Raw genomic sequence first — 20,526 nt, forward strand, 5'->3', positions numbered from 1 at the left:
ACGGGATCGCGGGGCGGCATGCGGGTGCCGGGCGGCCGGCGCTGACGACCAGCGCCGGCCGATTCGGCGCGACGTCACTCGGCCGGGGTGGCTGCCGCGGCATTGCCGCCCCTGGCTTCCGAACGGCGCCTGGTGCGGAACAGGCGCAGCACGACCACGAAGAACAGGGGCACGAAGAAGATCGCCAGGGCCGTGCCGGTGATCACGCCGCCGACGATGCCGGTGCCGATCGCCGTGCGGCCGCCGGCGCCGGCGCCGGTGGCGATCGCCAGCGGCACGACGCCCAGGACGAAGGCGAGCGAGGTCATCAGGATCGGGCGCAGCCGTTCCCTGGCGGCGTGCAGGGCCGAGCCGGCCAGGCTCTCGCCGGCCTCGAAATGGGCCTTGGCGAATTCGACGATCAGGATGGCGTTCTTCGCGGTGAGGCCAATGGTGGTGAGCAGGCCGACCTGGAAATAGACGTCGTTCGACATGCCTCTGAACAAGGTGGCCGCGACGGCACCGAGCACGCCGAGCGGCACGACGAGCATGACCGAGGCCGGGATCGCCCAGCTCTCGTAGAGCGCGACCAGGCAGAGGAACACGACGATCATCGAGATGGCATAGAGCGCGACGGCTTGCGACCCCGATGCGCGCTCCTCGTAGGACAGGCCGCTCCAGGCGATGCCGATCCCAACGGGGAGCGCCTGCGCGATGCGCTCCATTTCGGCCATCGCCTCGCCGGTGGTGCGCCCCGGCGCCGCGGTGCCCAGGATTTCGATGGCGCTGATGCCGTTGAACCGGCCGAGGCGCGAGGCGCCGACGTCCCATTGCGCCGAGGCGAAGGCCGAAAACGGCACCATCGAGCCCGAGCTGTTGCGCACATACCAGCGCGACAGGTCTTCCGGGCGCATGCGTGCCTCGGCCATGCCCTGGATATAGACGCGCTTGATGCGCTCGCGGTCCAGGAAATCGCCGGCATAGGCGGCGCCGAATGCCGCCGAGAGCGTGCTGTTCACCTGGCTGATGGTGAGGCCGAGAGCGCTGGCGCGCTCCCAGTCGATGTCCAGCCGCAATTGCGGCTCCTGGTTCGGCTCGTTGGGGCGAACATTGGTGACGACCCCGCTCGCGGCCGCGGCCTGCAGCAGCCGGTCGCGCGCCGCCAGCAGGGTTTCGCGCCCCAGCCGGCCGTTGTCGAGCAGTTGCATGGTGAAGCCCGAGGCATTGCCCAGCTCGGTCACCGCGGGCGGCACGAAGGCGATGATCTGGGCATCGGCATAGCGGGCGAAGCGTTCGGCGATCCGGCGCTGGAGCGCCCGGACCGAGTTCCGCTCGCCTGGCCGCAAGGACCAGTCCTTGAGCCGGACGAAGGTCTGTCCGGCATTCTGGCCGCGGCCGCTGAAGTTGAAGCCGAGGATGGCCATGGCGGAGTCGACGACGTCGTTCTCCTCGGTCAGGAGATAGGTGATGACGTCGTTCAGGGCACGCTGCGTGCGCTCCACCGTGGCGCCCGGCGGCGTGACCACCTGGACATAGATGATGCCCTGGTCCTCGTCCGGCAGGAAGGATGTCGGCAGGCGCGCATAGAGGACGGCCATGATCGCGACCAGCGGGACGTAGATCACCAGATATCGGGCCGGGCGGCTGGTGATGCGGCGGACACCGCCGGCATAGGCGTTGGTCATCCGCTCGAAATTGCGGTTGAACCAGCCGAAGATGCCGCGGCGGGGACCGTGCCGGGGTGGGCGCAGCAATGTCACGCAGAGCGCCGGCGTGAAGATCAGCGCCACGATCGCCGATAGCGTCATGGCAGTGATGATGGTGAGCGAGAACTGGCGGTAGATCACGCCCGCCGAGCCGCCGAAGAAGAACATGGGCAGGAACACCGCCGACAGGATGAGGGCGATGCCGACAAGGGCGCCGGAGATCTGGTCCATCGAAGCGCGCGTCGCTTCGAGCGGCGAGAGCCCGTCCTGCTCCATCAGGCGCTCGACGTTCTCGACCACGACGATGGCGTCATCGACCAGGAGGCCGATGGCGAGCACCATGGCGAACATGGTGAGCGTGTTGATCGAGTAGCCGGCCATGGAGAGCACGGCGAAGGTGCCGAGCAGCACCACCGGAATGGCCAGGGTCGGGATCAGCGTGGCCCGCAGGTTCTGCAGGAAGACGAACATGACGATGAAAACGAGGACCATGGCCTCGATCAGCGCCTTGACCACCTCCTTGATCGACAGCTCGACAAAGGGCGTGGTGTCCAGGGGGTATTGCACCTCGACCCCCGGGGGCAGGGTGGCACGCAAGGTGTCGATCGTCGCCCGCACGGCCCGGGAGGTGGCCACCGCGTTCGCGCCGGGCGCGAGCTCGATGGCGATGGCGGCCGCCGGGCGGCCATTGTGGGTGGTGCTGAAGGCGTAGTTCTCGGCACCCAGCTCGACGCGCGCGACATCGCGCAGGCGGACCTGCGAGCCGTCCTCCCTGACCCTGAGCAGGATGGCGCCGAATTCCTCGGGGGTCCTGAGATAGGACGGCCCGATCAGCGCGGCATTGAGCATCTGGCCGGGAACCGACGGGCGCATGCCCAATTCGCCCGAGGCGACCTGGACGTTCTGCGCGGCGATGGCGGCGGAGACGTCCGAAGGCATCAGGTCGAAGGCGACCAGCTTTTCCGGGTCGAGCCAGACCCGCATCGCATACTGGGATCCGAACAGGTTGAAATTGCCGACGCCGCCGGTGCGGGCGATCGGGTCCTGCACGACCGAGCCGATATAGTCGGCGAGGTCGTTGACGGTCAGGGCGCCGTCGGTCGAGACGAAGGCGGCGATCATCAGGTAGCTGGTGGCGCCCTTGGTCACCCTCACGCCCTGTTGCTGAACCGCCTGTGGCATGCGCGTGAGCGCCAGCGACAGCTTGTTCTGCACCTGCACCTGGGCGGTGTCGGGATCGGTGCCCTGGGCGAAGGTCAGGGCGATGCGTCCCGAGCCGTCGCGGTTGCTCTGCGAGGCGAAGTAGAGCAGCCCGTCCAGCCCGTTCATCTGCTGTTCGATGATCTGGAGGACGGTGTTCTGGACCGTCTCGGCGGAAGCGCCGGGATAGCTGGTATTGATCTGGATCGTCGGCGGCGCGATCGTCGGATATTGCGCGACCGGCAGGCTGCGCAGGCAGATGACGCCGATCAGCATGATGCCGAGCGCGATGGCCCAGGCGAAGTTGGGCCGGTCGATGAAGAAGCGGCTCATGGCTGATCAGAGCCCGCGCTGCGTCGCGGAGGCGGGCGGCATCAGCTCGGCGCGTCCGAGGACCGGCGCGCCGCGCCGGTCCATTTCCTCGACCGTGGTCTCGCGCACCTCCGGCCGCACGCCGTCGCGCACGCGCTGGAGGCCTTCGACGACCACGCGGTCGCCGGCGGCGAGACCGTCGTCGACCAGCCATTTGTTGCCGATGGTCTGGCGCGTCTGGATGACGCGCTGGCGGACGGTACCGTCGGTGTCGAGCACCAGGGTCGTGGCCTCGCCGCGCTGGTTGCGGGTCACCGCCTGTTGCGGCACCAGCAAGGCCTCGTCGACCACGCCGCTCTCCAGCCGGGCCCGGACGAAGAGGCCGGGCATCAGCACGCCGTTCGGGTTGGCAAAGGTGGCGCGCAGCGTGACCGAGCCGGTATCCGCGGCGACGGTGACCTCGGAGAACTGGAGGCGCCCGCGATGCGGATGTTCCGTGCCGTCACCGAGGACCAGGCGAACCTCGGCGCCGCCCTCGCTCGTGGACCGCAGCCGGCCCTCGTCGAGGTCCCGCCGCAGGCGCAGCAGCGCATCGGCCGCCTGGGGCAGGTCGACATAGACGGGGTCGAGCTGGGTGACGGTCAGCAGCGGGGCCGCCTGGTTCGCCGTGACCAGCGCGCCGACGGTGAGCGCGGACCGGCTGGTGCGCCCGTCGATCGGCGAGACGATGCGGGTGCGGGCGAGATTGATCTGAGCGCTGTCGACCGCCGCGTGCGCCGAGGCGACATCCGCCTCTCCCTGGCGCTGGGTCGCCATGGCCGTCTCGAAGTCCAGACGGCTCACCGTGTCGCGGGCGACGAGCTGCTCGTAACGGCTGGCCCGTGCCCGGGCCGCGTCAAGGGTCGCGGTCGCGCGCGCCAGGGTGGCCTCGGCCGTGGCGAGCGCCGCGCGATAGGGCGCGGGATCGATCTGAAACAGCGGCTGGCCGGCCTTGACCGCCTCGCCTTCGCGGTAGAGGCGCTCCTGCAGGACGCCGCTCACCTGCGGGCGAATTTCGGCGGATTGGAAGGGCGCGACGCGGCCGGGCAGGACGGTCTCGATGGTCACCGGCTGCGGACGCAGGCGCACGACGGTCACCGGTGGCGGCGGCGGCGCGCTCACCGTGGCCCGACTCTGTTCTTCGCCAAACGACAATATGAAGAACAAAGACAAGAACATCAGGGTTATTCCGCATGCGACGATAGATAGCAGCGGCCTAATTTTTAATCGGGACCCATAATTCTTGTGCATCGATGCTCTTTCGTCGATCTCTTCACGAAGCGAGGGAGTTTATTCAATTGCGCTCGCGCCGGGGGGTAAATTGCTCGTGTATATTGTAATTATATGTTGCTGCCGGCGACCGAGGTGGTGCGCCGGACCTGGCGCTGCCCAGGCCGCCGCGGAGCCGGCAGGCAGCGGGGCGGCCCGGTGACGGCCGGATTTCAGCCGGTTGCGACGTCGGAGCGGGCTTATGCAGCGGGCTCGTGAAGCCCATGTGTCGGCGATGCGGACGCGTCGCTAGCCGCGGATCGCCGCGCGCACGCCGTCGATGACGAATTGCACCGCGAGCGCCGCCAGCAGAATGCCGAGAAGCCTGGAAACCACCACATTGCCGAGCGTGCCGAGCAGCGTGTTGACCCGCTCGGCGACGCGCAGGCAAGCCCAGGAGGCCAGCAGCACCACGGCAAGCACGCCGATCAGCCCGGCCATCAGGCCGGCATCGCCCGCCGCCTGGCCTGAAATCAGCAAGGTCGCGGCGATCGCGCCGGGGCCGGCGAGCAGCGGGATGGCCATGGGAAAGGCGGCGACGCGCACGATGTGATCCCGGTCGATCACCTGCTTGTCGACCGCCCCTTTCCGGTCGGCGCGCAGGCCGAAGACCATTTCGAAGCCGATGACGAACAGCAGGAGGCCGCCGGCGATGCGAAAGGCCGGCAGTGAAATGCCCAGTTTGCGCAGGAGCCAGTCGCCGAAGAAGGCGCATGCGGCGAGCACGACGAAGGCGATCAGGCTGGCGCGCCAGGCGACCTGCCGGCGCTGGTCGGCGGAGAAGCCCTGGGTGACGCCGAGAAAGATCGGGACGAGGGCCAGGGGCTCGACGATCACGAGCAGCGTGACGAGCGCATTGGTCAGGAAATCCACCGTCATGATCGCTCCCGGGCGCGGCCGCGGCGGCGCCTTTGTGCCCTTTTCGTGACAGGTTCGTCCACAGGCTGCGAGGTGCTTTCCGCAACATATTGAAAACATGTCGGAAATGGCGGCGCCGCACGGGGCGATTCGATTGGTCCCGCGTCAAGGAATCGGCTAGAAACAAAGCTACCAGCAGGCTTCCTGATCCTGCCTCATTGGACTGAACTCCTTGGCTGACGACAACGATACGCCCGCGGGCTCGACGCCCTCGGATCCGACCGAAATCCGCCTGATCTCGATCACCGACGAGATGCGCCGCAGCTATCTCGATTACGCCATGAGCGTGATCGTCAGCCGCGCGCTGCCCGACGTGCGCGACGGGCTGAAGCCGGTGCACCGGCGCATCCTCTATTCGATGCACGAGAACGGCTACGAGTGGAACAAGCCCTATCGCAAGTCGGCGCGCGTGGTCGGCGACGTCATCGGTAAATACCATCCGCATGGCGACCAGTCGGTCTATTTCGCGCTGGTCCGCATGGCGCAGGAATTTTCCATGCGCGTCATGCTGGTCGAAGGCCAGGGCAATTTCGGTTCGGTCGACGGCGATATGCCGGCGGCCATGCGTTATACCGAGGTCCGTCTCCAGAAGATCGCCGGCGAGCTGGTCTCCGATCTCGACAAGGCGACCGTCGACTTCCAGGACAACTACGACAGTTCCGAGCATGAGCCGAAGGTTCTGCCGGCGCGCTTCCCCAACCTCCTGGTCAATGGCGGCGGCGGCATCGCGGTGGGCATGGCGACCAATATCCCGCCGCATAATCTCGGCGAGGTCATCAATGGCTGTCTGGCGACCATCGACAACCCGGAAATCACGATCGACGAGCTGCTCGAACATATTCCGGGGCCGGATTTCCCGACCGCGGGCCTGATCCTCGGCCGCTCGGGCATCCGCTCGGCCTACGAAACCGGCCGCGGCTCGGTGGTGATGCGGGCGCGGACCTTGATCGAGACCGTGCGCAAGGAGCGCGAGGCGATCATCGTCACCGAGATCCCGTATCAGGTGAACAAGGCGCAGATGCTCGAGCATCTCGCCGAACTGGTGCGCGAGAAGCGCGTCGAGGGCATCGCCGAATTCCGTGACGAGAGCGACCGCGACGGCATGCGCGTCGTCATCGAGCTCAGGCGCGACGCGGTGGCCGATGTCGTGCTGAACCAGCTGTTCCGCTTCACCGCGCTGCAGACCAGCTTCGGCTGCAACATGGTGGCGCTGAACGGCGGCCGTCCGGAGGTGATGAACCTCAAGGACCTGATCGTCGCCTTCATCGCCTTCCGCGAAGAGGTGGTCAGCCGGCGGACCAAGTTCCTGCTCAACAAGGCGCGCGAACGCGCCCATGTGCTGTGCGGCCTGGCGATCGCGGTGGCCAATATCGACGAAGTCATCCGGATCATCCGCACCGCGCCGGACCCGGCGACCGCGCGCGAGCGCCTGATGGCGCCGAACTGGAACGCCGTCGATATCGCGGCCCTGATCCAGCTGGTCGACGACCCGCGCTATCCGATGCGCGACGACGGCACCTACAAGCTGTCGGACACCCAGGCGCGCGCCATTCTCGACCTGCGCCTGCAGCGCCTGACCGCTCTCGGCCGCGACGAAATCGGCGACGAACTGAAGAAGCTCGCCGACGAGATCGTCGATTATCTCGACATCCTGCGGTCGCGCCTGCGCATCCAGAACATCATTCGCGACGAACTCACCTCGGTGAAGAACGAGTTCGCCACGCCGCGCAAGACCGAGATCCTCGAACATGGCGGCGACCTCGACGACGAGGACCTGATCCAGCGTGAGGACATGGTCGTCACCGTCTCGCATACCGGCTACGTCAAGCGCGTGCCGCTGTCGACCTATCGGGCGCAGCGGCGCGGCGGCAAGGGCCGCTCGGGCATGCAGACCCGGGACGAGGATTTCGTCACCCGGCTGTTCGTGGCCAATACCCACACGCCCATGCTGTTCTTTTCGTCCAAGGGCCAGGTCTACAAGCTGAAGGTCTGGCGCCTGCCGCTGACGACCCCCCAGGGACGCGGCAAGGCCTTCGTCAACCTCCTGCCGCTGGAACAGGACGAGCGGATCACCACGATCCTGCCCTTGCCTGAGGACGAGACCACCTGGGAGACGCTGGACGCGATGTTCGCCACGACCCGCGGCACGGTCCGGCGCAACAAGCTGTCGGACTTCGCCCAGGTCAACCGCGCCGGCAAGATCGCCATGAAGCTCGACGAGGGCGATGCCATCGTCAATGTCGCGGTCTGCTCGGAGCATGACGACGTGCTGCTGACCACCGATGGCGGCCAGTGCATCCGCTTCGCGGTGGACGAGGTCCGCGTGTTCAAGGGCCGCGATTCCATGGGCGTGCGCGGCATTTCGCTGGCCGAAGGCGACCGGATCATCTCGATGGCGATCCTGAACCATTTCGAGGCGACCTCGGAGGAGCGCTCGGCCTATCTGAAGATGCGCCGGGCGGTGACCGGCGAAGAGGGCGGCGACGACGAGGAAGCCGTCGGCACCGGCGAGCTGTCGCCGGAGCGCTACGCCGAGATGTCGGCGGCCGAGCAGGTCGTGCTGACGCTGTCCGAGAACGGCTATGGCAAGCGGACCTCGACCTTCGAGTACCGCATCACCGGCCGCGGCGGCAAAGGCATCGTCGCCATGGTGGTGAACGAACGCAATGGCCGCCTGATCGCGTCCTTCCCGGTGGAGGACAAGGACCAGATCATGCTGGTCACCGATGGCGGCCAGTTGATCCGCTGCCCGGTGGACGGCATCCGCGTGGCCGGTCGCTCGACCCAGGGCGTGATCGTGTTCAACACCGACGAGACCGAAAAGGTCGTGTCGGTGGAGCGCATCACCGATGAGGGCGAGGGCGACGAAGAGGTCCTGGACGGCGAGGCCGAAGGCAATGGCGACGCCCCCGAGGCGCCGCCGGAGGGCTGATCGCCCGGGCGTGGCCACGCGCAAGCCCTCGCCCGCGAGCGGGCGAGGGTTTTTGCGCTCATCATTTCCCGACCGTCCTGTCCGCCTCCGCCGCCAGCCAGGGCACGAAGTCGCGGACGCGCGGGTCGCCGCTGAGCGCTGCCGGCCAGCGCACGATATGGGCCTTGCTCGACGGCATGTCCCAGGTGGCGGGCAGCACGCGGACGAGCCGGCCCTCGGCGAGAGCGTCGTGAACCAGCAGCGAGCGGGCGAGCACCACGCCGGCGCCTTGCAAAGCCGCGGTGATCGCCGTGCCGATGGTGCCGAAACGCAGGGCCGCGGGTGGCGCGCCTGAGAGGCCGAGCCGCTCGAACCAGACCGGCCAGGACCATTCGGCGGCGGTGCGGCCGGCCAGACCCTTGTGCAGCAGCGGCAGGCCGGCGAGATCGGCCGGATCGGCCAAGGTCCGGCCGTCGGGCAAGAGCCGGGGGTGACAGACCGGAAAGACCTGTTCCTCGAACAGCAAGCGCTGGGTGGAGGCGGCGCGGGCGGTGCCGGCCGGCATCCACAGCACCTGGACATCGACATCGGGCGCGCGGGCCTGAGCCTCGCTGTCGACGATGGCGAGCTCGATCGCGATGCCGGGATGGGCTGCCGTGAAGCCGGGCAGCCGGCGCACCAGCCAATAGTCGGCAAGCGCGGAGCCGACACCGACCCTGAGCCCGGCCGGCGCGATCGCCTGGCGGCAGCGGGCCCGCAAATCGGCCAGTCCGTCGAGCAGTTCGGCGAGGCCGGCGGCCAGGGCCGTGCCGGCCGGGGTGGCATCGAGGCCGGCGCCAGAGCGGCTGAACAGGGCCGCGCCGACGAAACCCTCGAGCCGGCGCAGCCGATGGCTGATGGCGCTCTGGGTAATGCCCAGCTCGGCCGCCGCCAGCGTCATGCTGCGCAGGCGCAAGGCGGTGTCGAAGGCGACCAGGGCGTCGAAGGGAGGCAAGGTTCGCATCGAAGCAACATGAACGAGATTCATGTCGAAGTGAACTCTTGGTGTTGGCTTCAACATGGCGGAGCTGCGAGGTTTGAAGTGTCCACCCCCCGGAGACACTCGGTGTCCGGCACTGCGGTCGGCCGTCCTTCGAGGGTCGCTTCGCTCCCACCTCAGGATGAGGATTGTTTCGGTATCGCATTGGCGTTGCTCATGAAGCTCATCCGATTGAGCGCATTTTGCGCTGCCCTCGATGCCAATCCCCACCCACCTCATCCTGAGGTGCTCGCGCCCTTGCGCGAGCCTCGAAGGACGGCTGCCCGCAGTGCCAGGCACCAACGTCCTTGCGCGTGTGGATGCCATTGCCCAATCCCAGAGGTCTTCCATGTCCAATTCCGACGCCGTCCCGGCCGTCTCGGCGCGCTGGCGCGGACACGCTCTCGCCCCGGCTTTCGCGCTCGCCATGGCGGCCTTCCTGACCCAGTTCGACGTTACCGCGGTCGTCGTGGTCATGCCGGCGATCGGCGAGGATCTCGGCTTCGGCCTGGCCGGTTTTGCCTGGGTGATGGATGCCTATAGCCTGGCCTTCACCGGGCTCTTGCTGGTGGCCGGGGCGCTCGCCGACCGGCACGGCCGGCGCCGCGCCTTGCTCGGCGGCAATATCCTGTTCGCATTGGCGTCGCTCGGCTGCGGTCTTGCCTGGGACGGGCCTTCACTCTGGGCCGCCCGGGTGGTTCAGGGCGCAGCGGCTGCCTTTGTCATCACCGGAGCGATGGCGTCGATCGCCGGTGCTTATCCCGAGCCGGCCGGGCGCGTCCGGGCCTTCGGCCTGATGGGGGTCATTTCCGGCGCGGCCATGGCGCTCGGGCCGACGCTCGGCGGCCTGGTCGGGTCTTGGCTCGGCTGGCGCTGGATCTTCCTCGCCAACCTGCCGATCTGCCTGCTGATCGCGTTCGCCGTGCCACGGGTCGTCCTGGAAAACCGGGACGCGGATGGCCGGGCTCTGGACCTGACGGGCGTGGCGCTGCTGACATCGGCCCTCGGCCTCGCCGTTACGAGCTTGCTCGAGGGGGACCATAGGCCCGGCGGCTTATGGCTCGGTTTGCTGGCCAGTGCCTGTCTCGCGACCGGCTTCGTCGCGCAGCAACGGCGCCAGCCGCGACCGATGCTCGACCCGGACCTGTTCGTGCGGCCGGCGATGTTCGGCATCGCGGCGCTGCTGCTTGCCATGTCGGTCAGCTATTGGGCGATGCTGGTCTATCTGCCGCTGTTCCTGCGCAACAGCTTCGCGCTATCGCAAGGGCAGGCGGGGCTTGCCATGCTGGCGGCGACGCTGCCCATGCTGGCCCTGCCGCCCGTGGGCGCGAGCCTCATGGCGCGTTGGGGCTGGCGGCGCCTGTTCGCGACCGGGCTGGCGCTCGTCGCCGTGGGGGACCTGGTGCTGGCCGGCGCCGCCGTGGGCGGCGGCACCGCCATGGGTTTCGGCGTTGTGCTCGCCGGCATGGGATGTATCGGGGTCGGCGCCGGCCTGGTGAACCCGCAACTGTCGGGCGTGGTGATCGCCTTGGCGCCGCCGGCGCAAGCGGGAATGGCCTCGGCGGTCACCGTCGTCCTGCGTCAGGCCGGATTTGCCATCGGCATCGCGGCGCTCGGCGCAGCGCAGGGTCTCGATGTGACGGCGGAAGGTTTTGCCCGGGCCTTTGTCCTTGCGGCCGCCGCGGCCATGGCGGGGAGCACGGCGGCCATGGTGCTGCTGCGGCAGCCGGTAAAATGACTGCCCGCGCGGTGCATGGACGAGGCGCAGGTTCGCCGGCATCGGCGCGGACCCTCCAGGGGGCGCGCCGATGCGGCCTGGCGGTCAGTCGACCTGAGTGCGCAGGATCGACAAGGCCAGTGCCTGGGCGCGCGGCACCATGGTGTCGACGTCCATATATTCCTCGACGGTATGGGCATTGCCGCCGACCGGCCCGACGCCGCAAATGGTTGGCGTGCCGACCGAAGCGGTGAAACCCGAATCGGCGCAGCCGCCGGAGAATTCACCGTCGACGGTCAGGCCGGCATCCTTCGCCGCGACCTGGTAGGCGGTGAAGATCGCCTTGGACGCCTCGGTTTGCACAACGGGAAGGAATTCACCGTTGATATGCAGTTTCGCGGTGGTGCCCGGCACGGTCGCGCCGGCGATGATCCTTTCGATCGCCTCCAGTGTGCGCTTGCGGTCGGCCGGGTCGATATAGCGCATATCGATCTGGCCCTCGGCGTGGGGCGCGGTGGTGTTGACCGACTGGCCGCCCGAGACCAGGCCGACATTCAGAGTGATGCCCTTGGCGAGATCGGTCAGCGCGTGGATCGCAACGATCTTGTGAGCAAGCTCCGCGATAGCACTGATGCCGCTGGTGAAATTGCCTCCGGAATGGGCCGCCTTGCCGGTGATGTCGAAGCGCATGAAGACACCGCCCTTGCGGCCGGTGGTGACATTGCCGGTGGGTCGGCCAGGCTCGGAATTATAGACCGCGCGGGCGGCGCGGCCCTCGCGCTCGATCACCGGCCGCGACGAGGGCGAGGCGATCTCCTCGTCCGAGGTGATCAGGAGCTTGATCGGGCAGGGCGCGCCGCCGAATTTCTTGAAGGCGGCCGCGACGAACAGGTTCATCACGATGCCGGATTTCATATCCGACACGCCGGGTCCATAGGCTCGGGTGCCCTCGATGGTGAAGGGCCGCCGGCCGGCCTCGCCCTTGGGAAACACCGTGTCGCGGTGGCCCATCAGCAGGATCGGCTTCTCATTGGCGCCGGGTTCGCCGACCTTGGCATGAATGGCGTCGCCGAAGACGCCATGCGGCTCGCGCCAGCTTTCGATCTCGTTATTGGCCAGGAACCGCTCGAAATGGGCGCCGACGGCGTCGACGCCGGCCTTGTCATAGGAGCCTGAATCGGTGTCGACCACGTCGCGCAGCAGGTCGAGCATCGCCTGGCGCTGCTCGCTCAGCCATTGGGTGATCCGGGTTTCGTTGCTATCGGCCATCAGGGGTCTCCTTCGGCGCGCATTGTTTCCATGCCGGGGGTGGAGCGCAACGCGTCGCGGGCATGGTTCCCTTGCGTCTCCTGATCCGCTTCGTTAAGCGATCATCCATGACCAGACGCATTGCGCTCTATACGGGCTCGTTCGATCCGGTGACCAATGGCCACCTGGACGTCATCCGCCACGCCTGCCGGCTCGCCGACGAGCTGGTGATCGGCATTGGCGTTCATCCCGGCAAGGCGCCGCTGTTCTCGGCCGCCGAGCGCGTCGCGCTGCTGGAAGAGGTCTGCGGCCCGGTGGCGATCGCCGAGAACTGCGTGCTCAGGACCATTACCTTCGACGACCTCGCGGTCTGGGCGGCCCAGCGGGTCGGCGCGACCCTGTTCATCCGCGGCCTGCGCGACGGCACCGATCTCGACTATGAGATGCAGATGGCGGGCATGAATGCCGGCATGGCGCCCGACGTGCAGACCATTTTTCTTCCCGCTTCCCCCAGCGTCCGCCCCATCACCGCCACGCTGGTGCGTCAAATCGCGCTGATGGGCGGCGATGTCAGAAGCTTCGTGCCGCCCGCCGTCGCCAGCGCGCTGGACGCCAAAGTGCCCAACGGGACGCCCAAGCGGGGCTGACCTCTTCGTCGGAGATTCCATCGTGAAACGTCGTCTCTTCCTTGCCCAAGCCCTGGTACTCGGCGCCGCCCTGCCGGCGAGCGCCCAGGCGATCCGCCTGCCGGCCGGCCTCGATCCGGAAAACACCCTGGTGATCGAGCTGAAGGACAATGCCCAGGTCATCATCAAGCTGCGGCCGGATCTCGCGCCCAACCACGTCGCCCGGATCAAGACCCTGGCGCGCCAGGGCTTCTACAACGGCATCGTGTTCCATCGCGTGATCGAGGGCTTCATGGCCCAGACCGGCGACCCGACCGGCACCGGCACCGGCGGCTCGCCGCTCGGCAACCTCAATGCCGAGTTCTCGCGTGAGCCCTTCGTGCGCGGCGTGCTCGGCATGGCCCGCGCGCAGAGCCCGAATTCGGCGAATTCGCAGTTCTTCATCATGTTCCGGGAATATCCCTCGCTGAACAACCAGTACACGGTGGTCGGCCAGGTGGTGCAGGGCATGGAAGCCGTCGACAAGATCAAGCGCGGCGAGCCGGTGCGCGATCCCGACAAGATGATCCGCGTGCGCGTCGCCGCCGATATCCGCTGATTTGAACCTACCCTCACGAGAAGGACGCCGATGATGGCTCTCGATCCCGAAAATACCATGATCCTCGAGACGACGAAGGGCCGGGTGATCATCGCCATGCGTCCGGATCTCGCTCCCGGCCACGTCGAGCACATCAAGAAGCTGGTCAAGGAAGGCTTCTATGACGGCATCGTGTTCCACCGCGTCATCGACGGCTTCATGGCCCAGACCGGCTGTCCGCACGGCACCGGCACCGGCGGCTCGCGCTATCCCGACCTGAAGGCCGAGTTCAACGCCGAGCCGCATGTGCGCGGCATCACCTCGATGGCCCGCTCGCAGAACCCGAATTCGGCGAATTCGCAGTTCTTCATCGTGTTCGACGACGCCCGCTTCCTCGACAAGCAATATACCGTCTGGGGCAAGGTCGTCGACGGCATGGACAATGTCGACACCATCAAGCGCGGCGAGCCGGTGCGCGAGCCCGACAAGATCGTCGTGGCGAAGATGGCCTCCGACGACCTGGCCACCTATGGCGACGTCATCGCCAAGCTCTGAGAGCTTGTGATCGATTCCACGGCGCCCGGGCCTCGCCCGGGCGCCGTTTGCTTTGTGGATGGCCATGCGCGTCGACCTGTTCGATTTCGACCTGCCGCCGGAGCGGATCGCGCTCAGGCCCGCGAGCCCGCGTGACGACGCGCGCCTGATGGTGGTCGCGCCGGGGGCCGATATCGCCGACGCCCATGTCCGGGATCTGGCCGATCTGCTCGCGCCCGGCGACGCCCTGGTGTTCAACGACACGCGGGTGATCCCGGCCCAGCTCGAAGGCCTGCGCCGGCGCGACGGCACGACGGCGAGCGTCTCGGCGACCCTGCACCGGCGCGTCGCCCCCGATCGCTGGCTCGCCTTCGTCAAGGGCGCCAAGAAGCTTCAGCCCGGCGACCGCGTGCAGTTCGGCGAGACCCCGCAGGCCTGTCTCCTCAACGCGCTGGACGCGACCGTCGTGTCGAAGGACGATGACGGCGTGGTCTTCGCCTTCGACCTCTCCGGCGCCTTTCTCGACGAGGCGATCGACCGGGTCGGCCACATCCCGCTGCCGCCCTATATCGCCTCGAAACGGCCCGAGGACCAGCAGGACCGGGCCGATTATCAGACCGTCTATGCCCGCGACGAGGGCTCGGTGGCGGCGCCCACCGCCGGCCTGCATTTCACGCCGGTGCTGATGGAGCGGCTGAAGGCACGCGGCGTCGACCTGCATTTTCTCACCCTGCATGTCGGCGCCGGCACCTTCCTGCCGGTCAAGTCCGACGATACCGCCCATCACAGGATGCATCCCGAATTCGGCCAGGTGACAGCTGAAGTCGCCGATGCGCTGAACGCGACGCGCCGGCGCGGCGGACGGGTGGTCGCGGTCGGCACCACCTCGCTCAGGCTCCTGGAGAGCGCGACGGGCGAGGACGGCGTGATCCGGCCCTTCGCCGCGGAAACCGCCATTTTCATCACGCCGGGCTACCGGTTTCGCGCGGTCGATGTGCTGATGACCAATTTCCACCTGCCGCGCTCGACGCTGTTCATGCTGGTCTCGGCCTTTGCCGGTCTGGAGACCATGCAGGCGGCCTATGCCCGCGCCATCGCCACCGGCTATCGCTTCTATTCCTATGGCGACGGCAGCCTGCTGTTCCGCCAGCCGGCCGTTTCGCCCAAAGAGGCCCCCTGAATGTCGCATCGTCTCGATCATGAACCGGCCGCCGCGCCGGCGGGTGACGCCCCGGCCGGGTTCTCGTTCCGGATCGACGGCCGCGACGGCGCGGCGCGCACCGGCGTGATCCAGACGCCGCGCGGCGCCATCCGCACCCCGGCCTTCATGCCGGTGGGCACGCAGGCGACCGTCAAGGGCATGTATATGGATCAGGTACGCGCGCTCGGCGCCGACGTGATCCTCGGCAATACCTATCACCTGATGCTGCGGCCGGGCGCTGAACGCGTCGCCGCCCTTGGTGGCCTGCATCGCTTCGGCGGCTGGAGCGGGCCGATCCTGACCGATTCCGGCGGCTTCCAGGTGATGTCGCTGTCCAAGCTGCGCAAGCTGAACGAGCAGGGTGTGACCTTTGCGAGCCATATCGACGGCAGCCGTTTCGAGCTGACGCCCGAACGCTCGGTCGAGATCCAGGGGCTGCTCGGCTCCGATATCCAGATGCAGCTCGACGAATGCGTGGCGCTGCCCAACGAGCGGGCAGTGATCGACAAGGCCATGCGGCTGTCGATCCGCTGGGCCGAGCGTTCGAAGCGTGCCTTCGAGAGCCAGCCGAAGGGCAGGGCGCTGTTCGGCATCGTCCAGGGCGGCGACCAGCCGGACCTGCGCGTCGAAAGCGCCCGGGCGCTGGCCGAGATGGATTTCCCAGGCTATTCGATCGGCGGCCTGGCGGTCGGCGAACCGCAGGACGTGATGCTGGCGATGATCGAGACGGTCATGCCGCATCTGCCGGACGCCAAGCCGCATTACCTGATGGGGGTGGGCACGCCCGACGACCTGATCGCGGCGATCGGGCGCGGCGTCGACATGTTCGACTGCGTCATGCCGACCCGTAACGGCCGCCACGGCCAGGCCTTCTCGCGCTTCGGCAAGCTCAACTTCCGCAATGCCCGCCACGCCGAGGACCCGCGGCCGGTCGACGAGACCTCGTCCTGCCCGGCGGCGCGCGACTATTCGCGGGCCTATCTGCACCACCTGATCCGCACCGAGGAGATGCTCGGCTCCATGCTGGTGACCTGGATCAACCTCGCCTACTACCAGGACCTGATGGCCGGCGCCCGCGCGGCGATCGCCGCCGGCCGCTTCGCCGATTATGCGGCCGAGGTGCGCGAAGGCTGGCAGCGCGGCGATATCGCGCCTTATGGCGGGTGAACGGGCGAGAACTTCCCTTCCTGAGGCAGAGGCCGTTGCATAAGGGGCTTCGAGATCTCGCAGCCGAACCACTACCCCCACCTCTCCCCGGCGGGGAGAGGTGAAGGTGGTGGATCACGCGCGAGACCACGACGGGCGAGAATCCGTTCCGCTCAACCCCCGGGGCGCACGTTTTCGACGCGCATCAAATGCCGGCCGGGGCGAGGTGAATGCATTGATTCTACCCTCCCGCCGCCTCAATCGATCTTAAAATCCGACGCCTTCCAGGGCATTTTCGGATAGGCCGGGTTCATGGTCTCCAGGGTGTCGCGGACGATCGCCGCGACGATGCAGTTGCGTGCCCATTTGCGGTCGGCCGGCACCACGTGCCAGGGCGCGACATCGGTCGAGCAATTCTTCAGCACCGTCTCATAGGCATCCTGGAAGTCGCTCCAGAGCTTGCGGTCCTCCAGATCGCCCGAGTTGAATTTCCAGTGCTTCTTGGGGTCGTCGAGCCGCTCCTGCAGGCGTTCGCCCTGTTCCTTTTTCGAGATGTGCAGCATGAATTTCAGAATGACGGTGCCGTTGTCGACCAAGAGCTTCTCGAAGGCGTTGATCTGCTCGTAGCGTTCGGCGATGACGTCTTTCGGGGCGAGCTGGCGCACCTTGCCGACCAGCACGTCCTCGTAATGCGAGCGGTTGAAGATGCCGATGGTGCCGCGCCGGGGCGCCGCCATGTGGACGCGCCAGAGATAGTCGTGGGCGAGTTCCTCCTCGCTCGGCTTCTTGAAGGCGGTGACCGTCACGCCGAGCGGCCCGGTCGTGTTGAACACGCCGCGAATCGTGCCGTCCTTGCCCGAAGTGTCGGTGCCCTGGAGGATCACCAGCAGGGCGTTCTTGCCCTCGGCGTAGAGCCGGTCCTGCAGCTTGTCGATTTCGACGATGTCCTCGGCGAGCCTGTCCTTGGCCTCGTCCTCCTTGCCGAGGAACGACACCTCGCGCGGATCGACATCGTCGAGCTTCAGCTTGGAGCCCGGAGCGACCAGCAGGTGCTTCAGGTGCTTGGGACAGGAATGCGACATGGGCGTGCAACCGTGGCTGATGGGCGGGCCCCATTGTTCGGCCGAGCCGGCGTCTGGCGCAAGGGCATGCATCCGATCGCCGGCCCGGCGTGTTCAGGCGGGCGAGGGGATGCATGCCCTTGCGCCGAAACCTTTCGCGTCGCGGCGTGTCACACGGAGGAGACATCGACATGCTTATTCTCGTCCTTGCCGTTGCGGCCACGGCCGTTTTTTCAGCCTCGGCCGCCGGCGCGCAGCCGCAGGAGAATTACGAGAGCTGGGCGGTCCTGCAGCCGAGCTTCCCGAGCACCGGCGGCGGCGGCATCATGATTGGCGAGTACCGGCCCGTCGTGGTCGGCAAGACCTGCTCGACCCGTTTCACCGCGACCGAGCCGAACGGCACGGTTTATCGCAATGTCGTGGAGTTCGAGGCGGTGGAGGTGCAGGGAGGCACGCTGTGCACCCAGGGCCGCTGGCGCTCCGAGGACGGCAGCGCCTCGGGCACGACGCCGTTCCGGGTGTTCTTCAAGGACGGGATCGTCCGCGGCTCGCCGTGAGCATTTGAGCGGAGGAGCGAATGCCATGTTCGACTGGTTTCGCCGATACAGCGCGGCGCGGGCCCTGCGCAAGCGGATCGCGGCGCTGACGCCTGGCGAGCGGCAGGCCATCCTGGCGGCGTCGCCGTTCGAAGCGGCCGCCTCCCAGGGCGAGGGCTTCCATGTGTTTCGCAAGGACCTGAGCGATCTGGAAGCGGCCTATGTGACCTCGCTCGGCGAGGTCGACGGGCGGACCGCCGAGGACTGGCTGATCGCCCGTGCGCTGGAAAAGGATGACGCCCGCCTGACCTGATCAGGCGGGCGCCAAGCCTGGTTGGTCCGCAATGACCGGGTTGTCCGGGATTACCAGACGCGCCGGCAGACCCGCTGGCGGAAGCCGTCATAAGTGACCACGACGCGGCAGCAGCGGGTCACCCAGACCGGCTCGCCCCAGCCGTTGACGCGCAGCACGCGCCGGCAGGCGGGCCCACCCCAGCCGCCGATCGGCGCGCCGACGAAGGCCGGCCCCCAGGGGCGGCGATAGCCCCAGCCGGGGCGATAACCCCAGCCCGGACGATGCCAGCGCGGCCCGTGCCAATGGTGATGGCGCCAGCCTGGCCGGCCCCAGCCGCCGCCGAAATGCCGCCGGTGGCCCCAGCCGCCGCCGAAATGGCGATGGCCGCCCCAGCCGCCGCGATGGAAGCCGCCATGGCGGAAGCCGCCGCCGCGATGGAAGCCGCCGCGGTGACCGCCGCCGCGATGGCCGCCGCGCATTTCGATCGGCTGGCCTTGCGCTGCGGGAGCGGCGAGGGGCGCCAGGGCGGCGCGCTCGCGGGGCGCTTCGGCGGCGCGCGCGGGGGCCGCCCAACTCGTGGCCGCCAGCGCGAGGGCAAGGGAGCCGAAGACGATGCCAAGATGTGAGCTGAGCTTGCGCATGATGTCCTCCCGACCGCGGGACATGCGCCGGCGCGCGCTCAGATCGCGCGGGCTCAGGTGCCGCTGCTTGATGACGTGACGATCCGGTCCGATCCGGTCGGCCTTAACCTTCCGGCCAGCTGGCTGAACCGAAGCTGAATTTTCGTGTCATTCTCGGGACATGTCGGCTCGCCGCCGCTTGCGTCGCCGGGACCGCGTCGCAATAGTGGCGGCTTGTCCTTGCCTTCGCGTTGGGGAGCGTGAAATCCATGAAGGCCATCATTGTCGGCGGCGGCATCGGCGGGCTCACCACCGCCCTGATGCTCACCGCTCGCGGCATCGATTGCGAGATCTACGAGCAGTCGTCCGAGATCCGCGAGCTGGGGGTGGGCATCAACACGTTGCCCCATGCCATCAAGGAACTGGCGGGCCTCGGCCTCTTGCCGCAGCTCGACGAGATGGCGGTGCGCACCCACGAGCTGATCTATACCAATCGCTTCGGCCAGGAGATCTGGCGTGAGCCGCGCGGGCTCGAGGCCGGTTTCGACGTGCCGCAATTCTCCATTCATCGCGGTCGCCTGCAGACGGTGATCCACCAGGCGGTGCGTTCTCGGCTCGGCGAAAGCCGGATCTTCACCGGCCACCGGCTCGGGTCGTGGCGCCAGGACGAGGCCGGCGTCACCGCCTATTTCTTCGATCGCGACGGCCGGCACAATCACACGGCGAGCGGCGACGTGCTCGTGGGCGCCGACGGCATCCATTCCACCGTCCGGGCCAGGTTGTTCCCGGACGAGGGACCGCCGGCGTGGAACGGCCTGATGTTATGGCGCGGTGCCCTCGACTGGCCGGAATTCCTCACCGGCCGCTCGATGGTGATCGCCGGCGGGATGAACGCCAAGCTGGTGATCTATCCGATCGCCGAAGGGCTTTCGCCCGGCCGCAAGCTGACCAATTGGGCCGTCGTCGCCCGCACAGGTGATGGCAGCACGCCGCCGCCGCGGCGCGAGGATTGGTCGCGGCCAGGGCGGTTCGAAGACCTCATGCCCCATCTCAGGCGTTTCTCGATCCCCTATCTCGACGCCCAGCGGATGATCGAGGCGACCATCGCGTTCTGGGAATATCCGATGTGCGACCGCGATCCGCTGCCGCGCTGGAGCCATGGCCGGGTGACCCTGCTGGGGGATGCCGCCCATCCGATGTATCCGGTCGGCTCCAACGGCGCATCGCAAGCCATTCTCGACGCCCGCTGCCTGGCCGATCTGCTGGTCGGCGCGGATCATCCGGTGCAGGCGCTGTGGGCCTATGAGCAGGCGCGCCTGCCGGCGACCGCCCAGATCGTCCGGATGAACCGCAGCGGCGGGCCGGAGGGCGTCATCGATGCGGTCGAGGCCCGCGCGCCCGACGGCTTCACCGATATCGACAAGGTGCTGACCTTCGACGAACGCAAGGCCATCGTCCGCGGTTATGCTTCGACCGCCGGTTTCACCCAGGAGAAGGTGAACCAGGAGAAGCTGAACCAAGCCAGGGCGGCCTGAGCTCTCGGCGCGCAACGCGCCGCGCAGGACGGCAAACCTTCATGCAAGGCGCCGCGGCATCGATCTTCGGTATGGTCC

17 protein-coding genes are annotated in these 20,526 nt (G+C 67.8%); 10 read left to right on the plus strand and 7 right to left on the minus strand.

Features of this window, described 5'->3' with window-relative positions; all coding sequences use genetic code 11:
* Positions 1 to 74 precede the first annotated feature (74 nt).
* The 3 genes from AC07WJ_RS35620 to AC07WJ_RS35630 form a co-directional block, all read right to left on the minus strand.
* Positions 75 to 3,218: an efflux RND transporter permease subunit gene (locus tag AC07WJ_RS35620; protein WP_494939480.1), complete on the minus strand. Its 3,144-nt coding sequence runs from the start codon at positions 3,216 to 3,218 to the stop codon at positions 75 to 77.
* Positions 3,219 to 3,224: 6 nt separating this feature from the next.
* The gene (locus AC07WJ_RS35625) at positions 3,225 to 4,358 is read right to left on the minus strand and encodes an efflux RND transporter periplasmic adaptor subunit (RefSeq protein WP_494939481.1); all 1,134 of its coding nucleotides are present in this window, start codon (positions 4,356 to 4,358) and stop codon (positions 3,225 to 3,227) included.
* Between the two features lie 396 nt (positions 4,359 to 4,754).
* Entirely contained in the window at positions 4,755 to 5,387 is a 633-nt protein-coding gene (locus tag AC07WJ_RS35630) for a MarC family protein (protein WP_494939515.1), read from the minus strand.
* Positions 5,388 to 5,595: 208 nt separating this feature from the next.
* Between AC07WJ_RS35630 and gyrA the strand changes: the two genes are divergently transcribed.
* Entirely contained in the window at positions 5,596 to 8,355 is a 2,760-nt protein-coding gene (gene gyrA / locus AC07WJ_RS35635) for a DNA gyrase subunit A (RefSeq protein WP_494939482.1), read from the plus strand.
* A gap of 61 nt (positions 8,356 to 8,416) precedes the next feature.
* On the opposite strand, the gene AC07WJ_RS35640 is transcribed toward gyrA, so the two are convergent.
* On the minus strand, positions 8,417 to 9,361 hold the full coding sequence (locus AC07WJ_RS35640) for a LysR substrate-binding domain-containing protein (protein WP_494939483.1): 945 nt from the start codon (positions 9,359 to 9,361) through the stop codon (positions 8,417 to 8,419).
* Between the two features lie 340 nt (positions 9,362 to 9,701).
* On the opposite strand from AC07WJ_RS35640, the gene AC07WJ_RS35645 reads away from it, so the two are divergent.
* Positions 9,702 to 11,090: an MFS transporter gene (locus tag AC07WJ_RS35645; RefSeq protein ID WP_494939484.1), complete on the plus strand. Its 1,389-nt coding sequence runs from the start codon at positions 9,702 to 9,704 to the stop codon at positions 11,088 to 11,090.
* A gap of 84 nt (positions 11,091 to 11,174) precedes the next feature.
* On the opposite strand, the gene AC07WJ_RS35650 is transcribed toward AC07WJ_RS35645, so the two are convergent.
* Complete coding sequence (locus AC07WJ_RS35650) at positions 11,175 to 12,338, minus strand: M20 family metallopeptidase (protein ID WP_494939485.1); 1,164 nt, start codon at positions 12,336 to 12,338, stop codon at positions 11,175 to 11,177.
* A gap of 107 nt (positions 12,339 to 12,445) precedes the next feature.
* On the opposite strand from AC07WJ_RS35650, the gene coaD reads away from it, so the two are divergent.
* The 5 genes from coaD to tgt all read left to right on the plus strand — a co-directional run bounded on the left by coaD (position 12,446) and on the right by tgt (position 16,422).
* On the plus strand, positions 12,446 to 12,964 hold the full coding sequence (gene coaD / locus AC07WJ_RS35655; RefSeq protein WP_494939486.1) for a pantetheine-phosphate adenylyltransferase: 519 nt from the start codon (positions 12,446 to 12,448) through the stop codon (positions 12,962 to 12,964).
* Positions 12,965 to 12,986: 22 nt separating this feature from the next.
* Positions 12,987 to 13,541: a peptidylprolyl isomerase gene (locus AC07WJ_RS35660; protein WP_494939487.1), complete on the plus strand. Its 555-nt coding sequence runs from the start codon at positions 12,987 to 12,989 to the stop codon at positions 13,539 to 13,541.
* Between the two features lie 33 nt (positions 13,542 to 13,574).
* Entirely contained in the window at positions 13,575 to 14,075 is a 501-nt protein-coding gene (locus AC07WJ_RS35665; RefSeq protein WP_494939516.1) for a peptidylprolyl isomerase, read from the plus strand.
* Between the two features lie 64 nt (positions 14,076 to 14,139).
* Positions 14,140 to 15,234, plus strand: a complete 1,095-nt coding sequence (queA, locus tag AC07WJ_RS35670; RefSeq protein WP_494939488.1) for a tRNA preQ1(34) S-adenosylmethionine ribosyltransferase-isomerase QueA — start codon at positions 14,140 to 14,142, stop codon at positions 15,232 to 15,234.
* Complete coding sequence (gene tgt, locus AC07WJ_RS35675; RefSeq protein WP_494939489.1) at positions 15,235 to 16,422, plus strand: tRNA guanosine(34) transglycosylase Tgt; 1,188 nt, start codon at positions 15,235 to 15,237, stop codon at positions 16,420 to 16,422.
* 236 nt (positions 16,423 to 16,658) lie between these two features.
* On the opposite strand, the gene AC07WJ_RS35680 is transcribed toward tgt, so the two are convergent.
* Positions 16,659 to 17,483 carry a polyphosphate kinase 2 family protein gene (locus AC07WJ_RS35680; RefSeq protein ID WP_494939490.1) on the minus strand — a complete coding sequence of 275 codons (825 nt, stop codon included), beginning with the start codon at positions 17,481 to 17,483 and terminating at the stop codon, positions 16,659 to 16,661.
* A 170-nt stretch (positions 17,484 to 17,653) separates the two neighbouring features.
* Between AC07WJ_RS35680 and AC07WJ_RS35685 the strand changes: the two genes are divergently transcribed.
* Together AC07WJ_RS35685 and AC07WJ_RS35690 are read left to right on the plus strand one after the other, a co-directional pair.
* Complete coding sequence (locus tag AC07WJ_RS35685; protein ID WP_494939491.1) at positions 17,654 to 18,019, plus strand: hypothetical protein; 366 nt, start codon at positions 17,654 to 17,656, stop codon at positions 18,017 to 18,019.
* Positions 18,020 to 18,044: 25 nt separating this feature from the next.
* Positions 18,045 to 18,311 (plus strand): hypothetical protein, encoded by a 267-nt coding sequence (locus AC07WJ_RS35690; RefSeq protein WP_494939492.1) that lies wholly within the window; start codon positions 18,045 to 18,047, stop codon positions 18,309 to 18,311.
* Between the two features lie 50 nt (positions 18,312 to 18,361).
* Here the strand turns inward: AC07WJ_RS35690 and AC07WJ_RS35695 are convergent, their stop codons facing one another.
* Entirely contained in the window at positions 18,362 to 18,934 is a 573-nt protein-coding gene (locus tag AC07WJ_RS35695) for a hypothetical protein (RefSeq protein ID WP_494939493.1), read from the minus strand.
* 248 nt (positions 18,935 to 19,182) lie between these two features.
* Between AC07WJ_RS35695 and AC07WJ_RS35700 the strand changes: the two genes are divergently transcribed.
* Complete coding sequence (locus AC07WJ_RS35700; RefSeq protein ID WP_494939494.1) at positions 19,183 to 20,448, plus strand: flavin-dependent oxidoreductase; 1,266 nt, start codon at positions 19,183 to 19,185, stop codon at positions 20,446 to 20,448.
* The last annotated feature ends 78 nt before the right edge of the window (positions 20,449 to 20,526 follow it).

Source organism: Phreatobacter sp. GW821-FHT04C01 (assembly GCF_059420385.1).

Excerpts from the sequence above, each read along its gene's own strand:
- AC07WJ_RS35620 (WP_494939480.1), bottom strand. The coding sequence starts at position 3,218 with ATGAGCCGCTTCTTCATCGACCGGCCCAACTTCGCCTGGGCCATCGCG.
- AC07WJ_RS35640 (WP_494939483.1), bottom strand. The coding sequence starts at position 9,361 with ATGAATCTCGTTCATGTTGCTTCGATGCGAACCTTGCCTCCCTTCGAC.
- AC07WJ_RS35645 (WP_494939484.1), top strand. The coding sequence starts at position 9,702 with ATGTCCAATTCCGACGCCGTCCCGGCCGTCTCGGCGCGCTGGCGCGGA.
- AC07WJ_RS35650 (WP_494939485.1), bottom strand. The coding sequence starts at position 12,338 with ATGGCCGATAGCAACGAAACCCGGATCACCCAATGGCTGAGCGAGCAG.
- coaD (WP_494939486.1), top strand. The coding sequence starts at position 12,446 with ATGACCAGACGCATTGCGCTCTATACGGGCTCGTTCGATCCGGTGACC.
- AC07WJ_RS35665 (WP_494939516.1), top strand. The coding sequence starts at position 13,575 with ATGGCTCTCGATCCCGAAAATACCATGATCCTCGAGACGACGAAGGGC.
- queA (WP_494939488.1), top strand. The coding sequence starts at position 14,140 with ATGCGCGTCGACCTGTTCGATTTCGACCTGCCGCCGGAGCGGATCGCG.
- tgt (WP_494939489.1), top strand. The coding sequence starts at position 15,235 with ATGTCGCATCGTCTCGATCATGAACCGGCCGCCGCGCCGGCGGGTGAC.
- AC07WJ_RS35680 (WP_494939490.1), bottom strand. The coding sequence starts at position 17,483 with ATGTCGCATTCCTGTCCCAAGCACCTGAAGCACCTGCTGGTCGCTCCG.
- AC07WJ_RS35685 (WP_494939491.1), top strand. The coding sequence starts at position 17,654 with ATGCTTATTCTCGTCCTTGCCGTTGCGGCCACGGCCGTTTTTTCAGCC.
- AC07WJ_RS35690 (WP_494939492.1), top strand. The coding sequence starts at position 18,045 with ATGTTCGACTGGTTTCGCCGATACAGCGCGGCGCGGGCCCTGCGCAAG.
- AC07WJ_RS35695 (WP_494939493.1), bottom strand. The coding sequence starts at position 18,934 with ATGCGCAAGCTCAGCTCACATCTTGGCATCGTCTTCGGCTCCCTTGCC.
- AC07WJ_RS35700 (WP_494939494.1), top strand. The coding sequence starts at position 19,183 with ATGAAGGCCATCATTGTCGGCGGCGGCATCGGCGGGCTCACCACCGCC.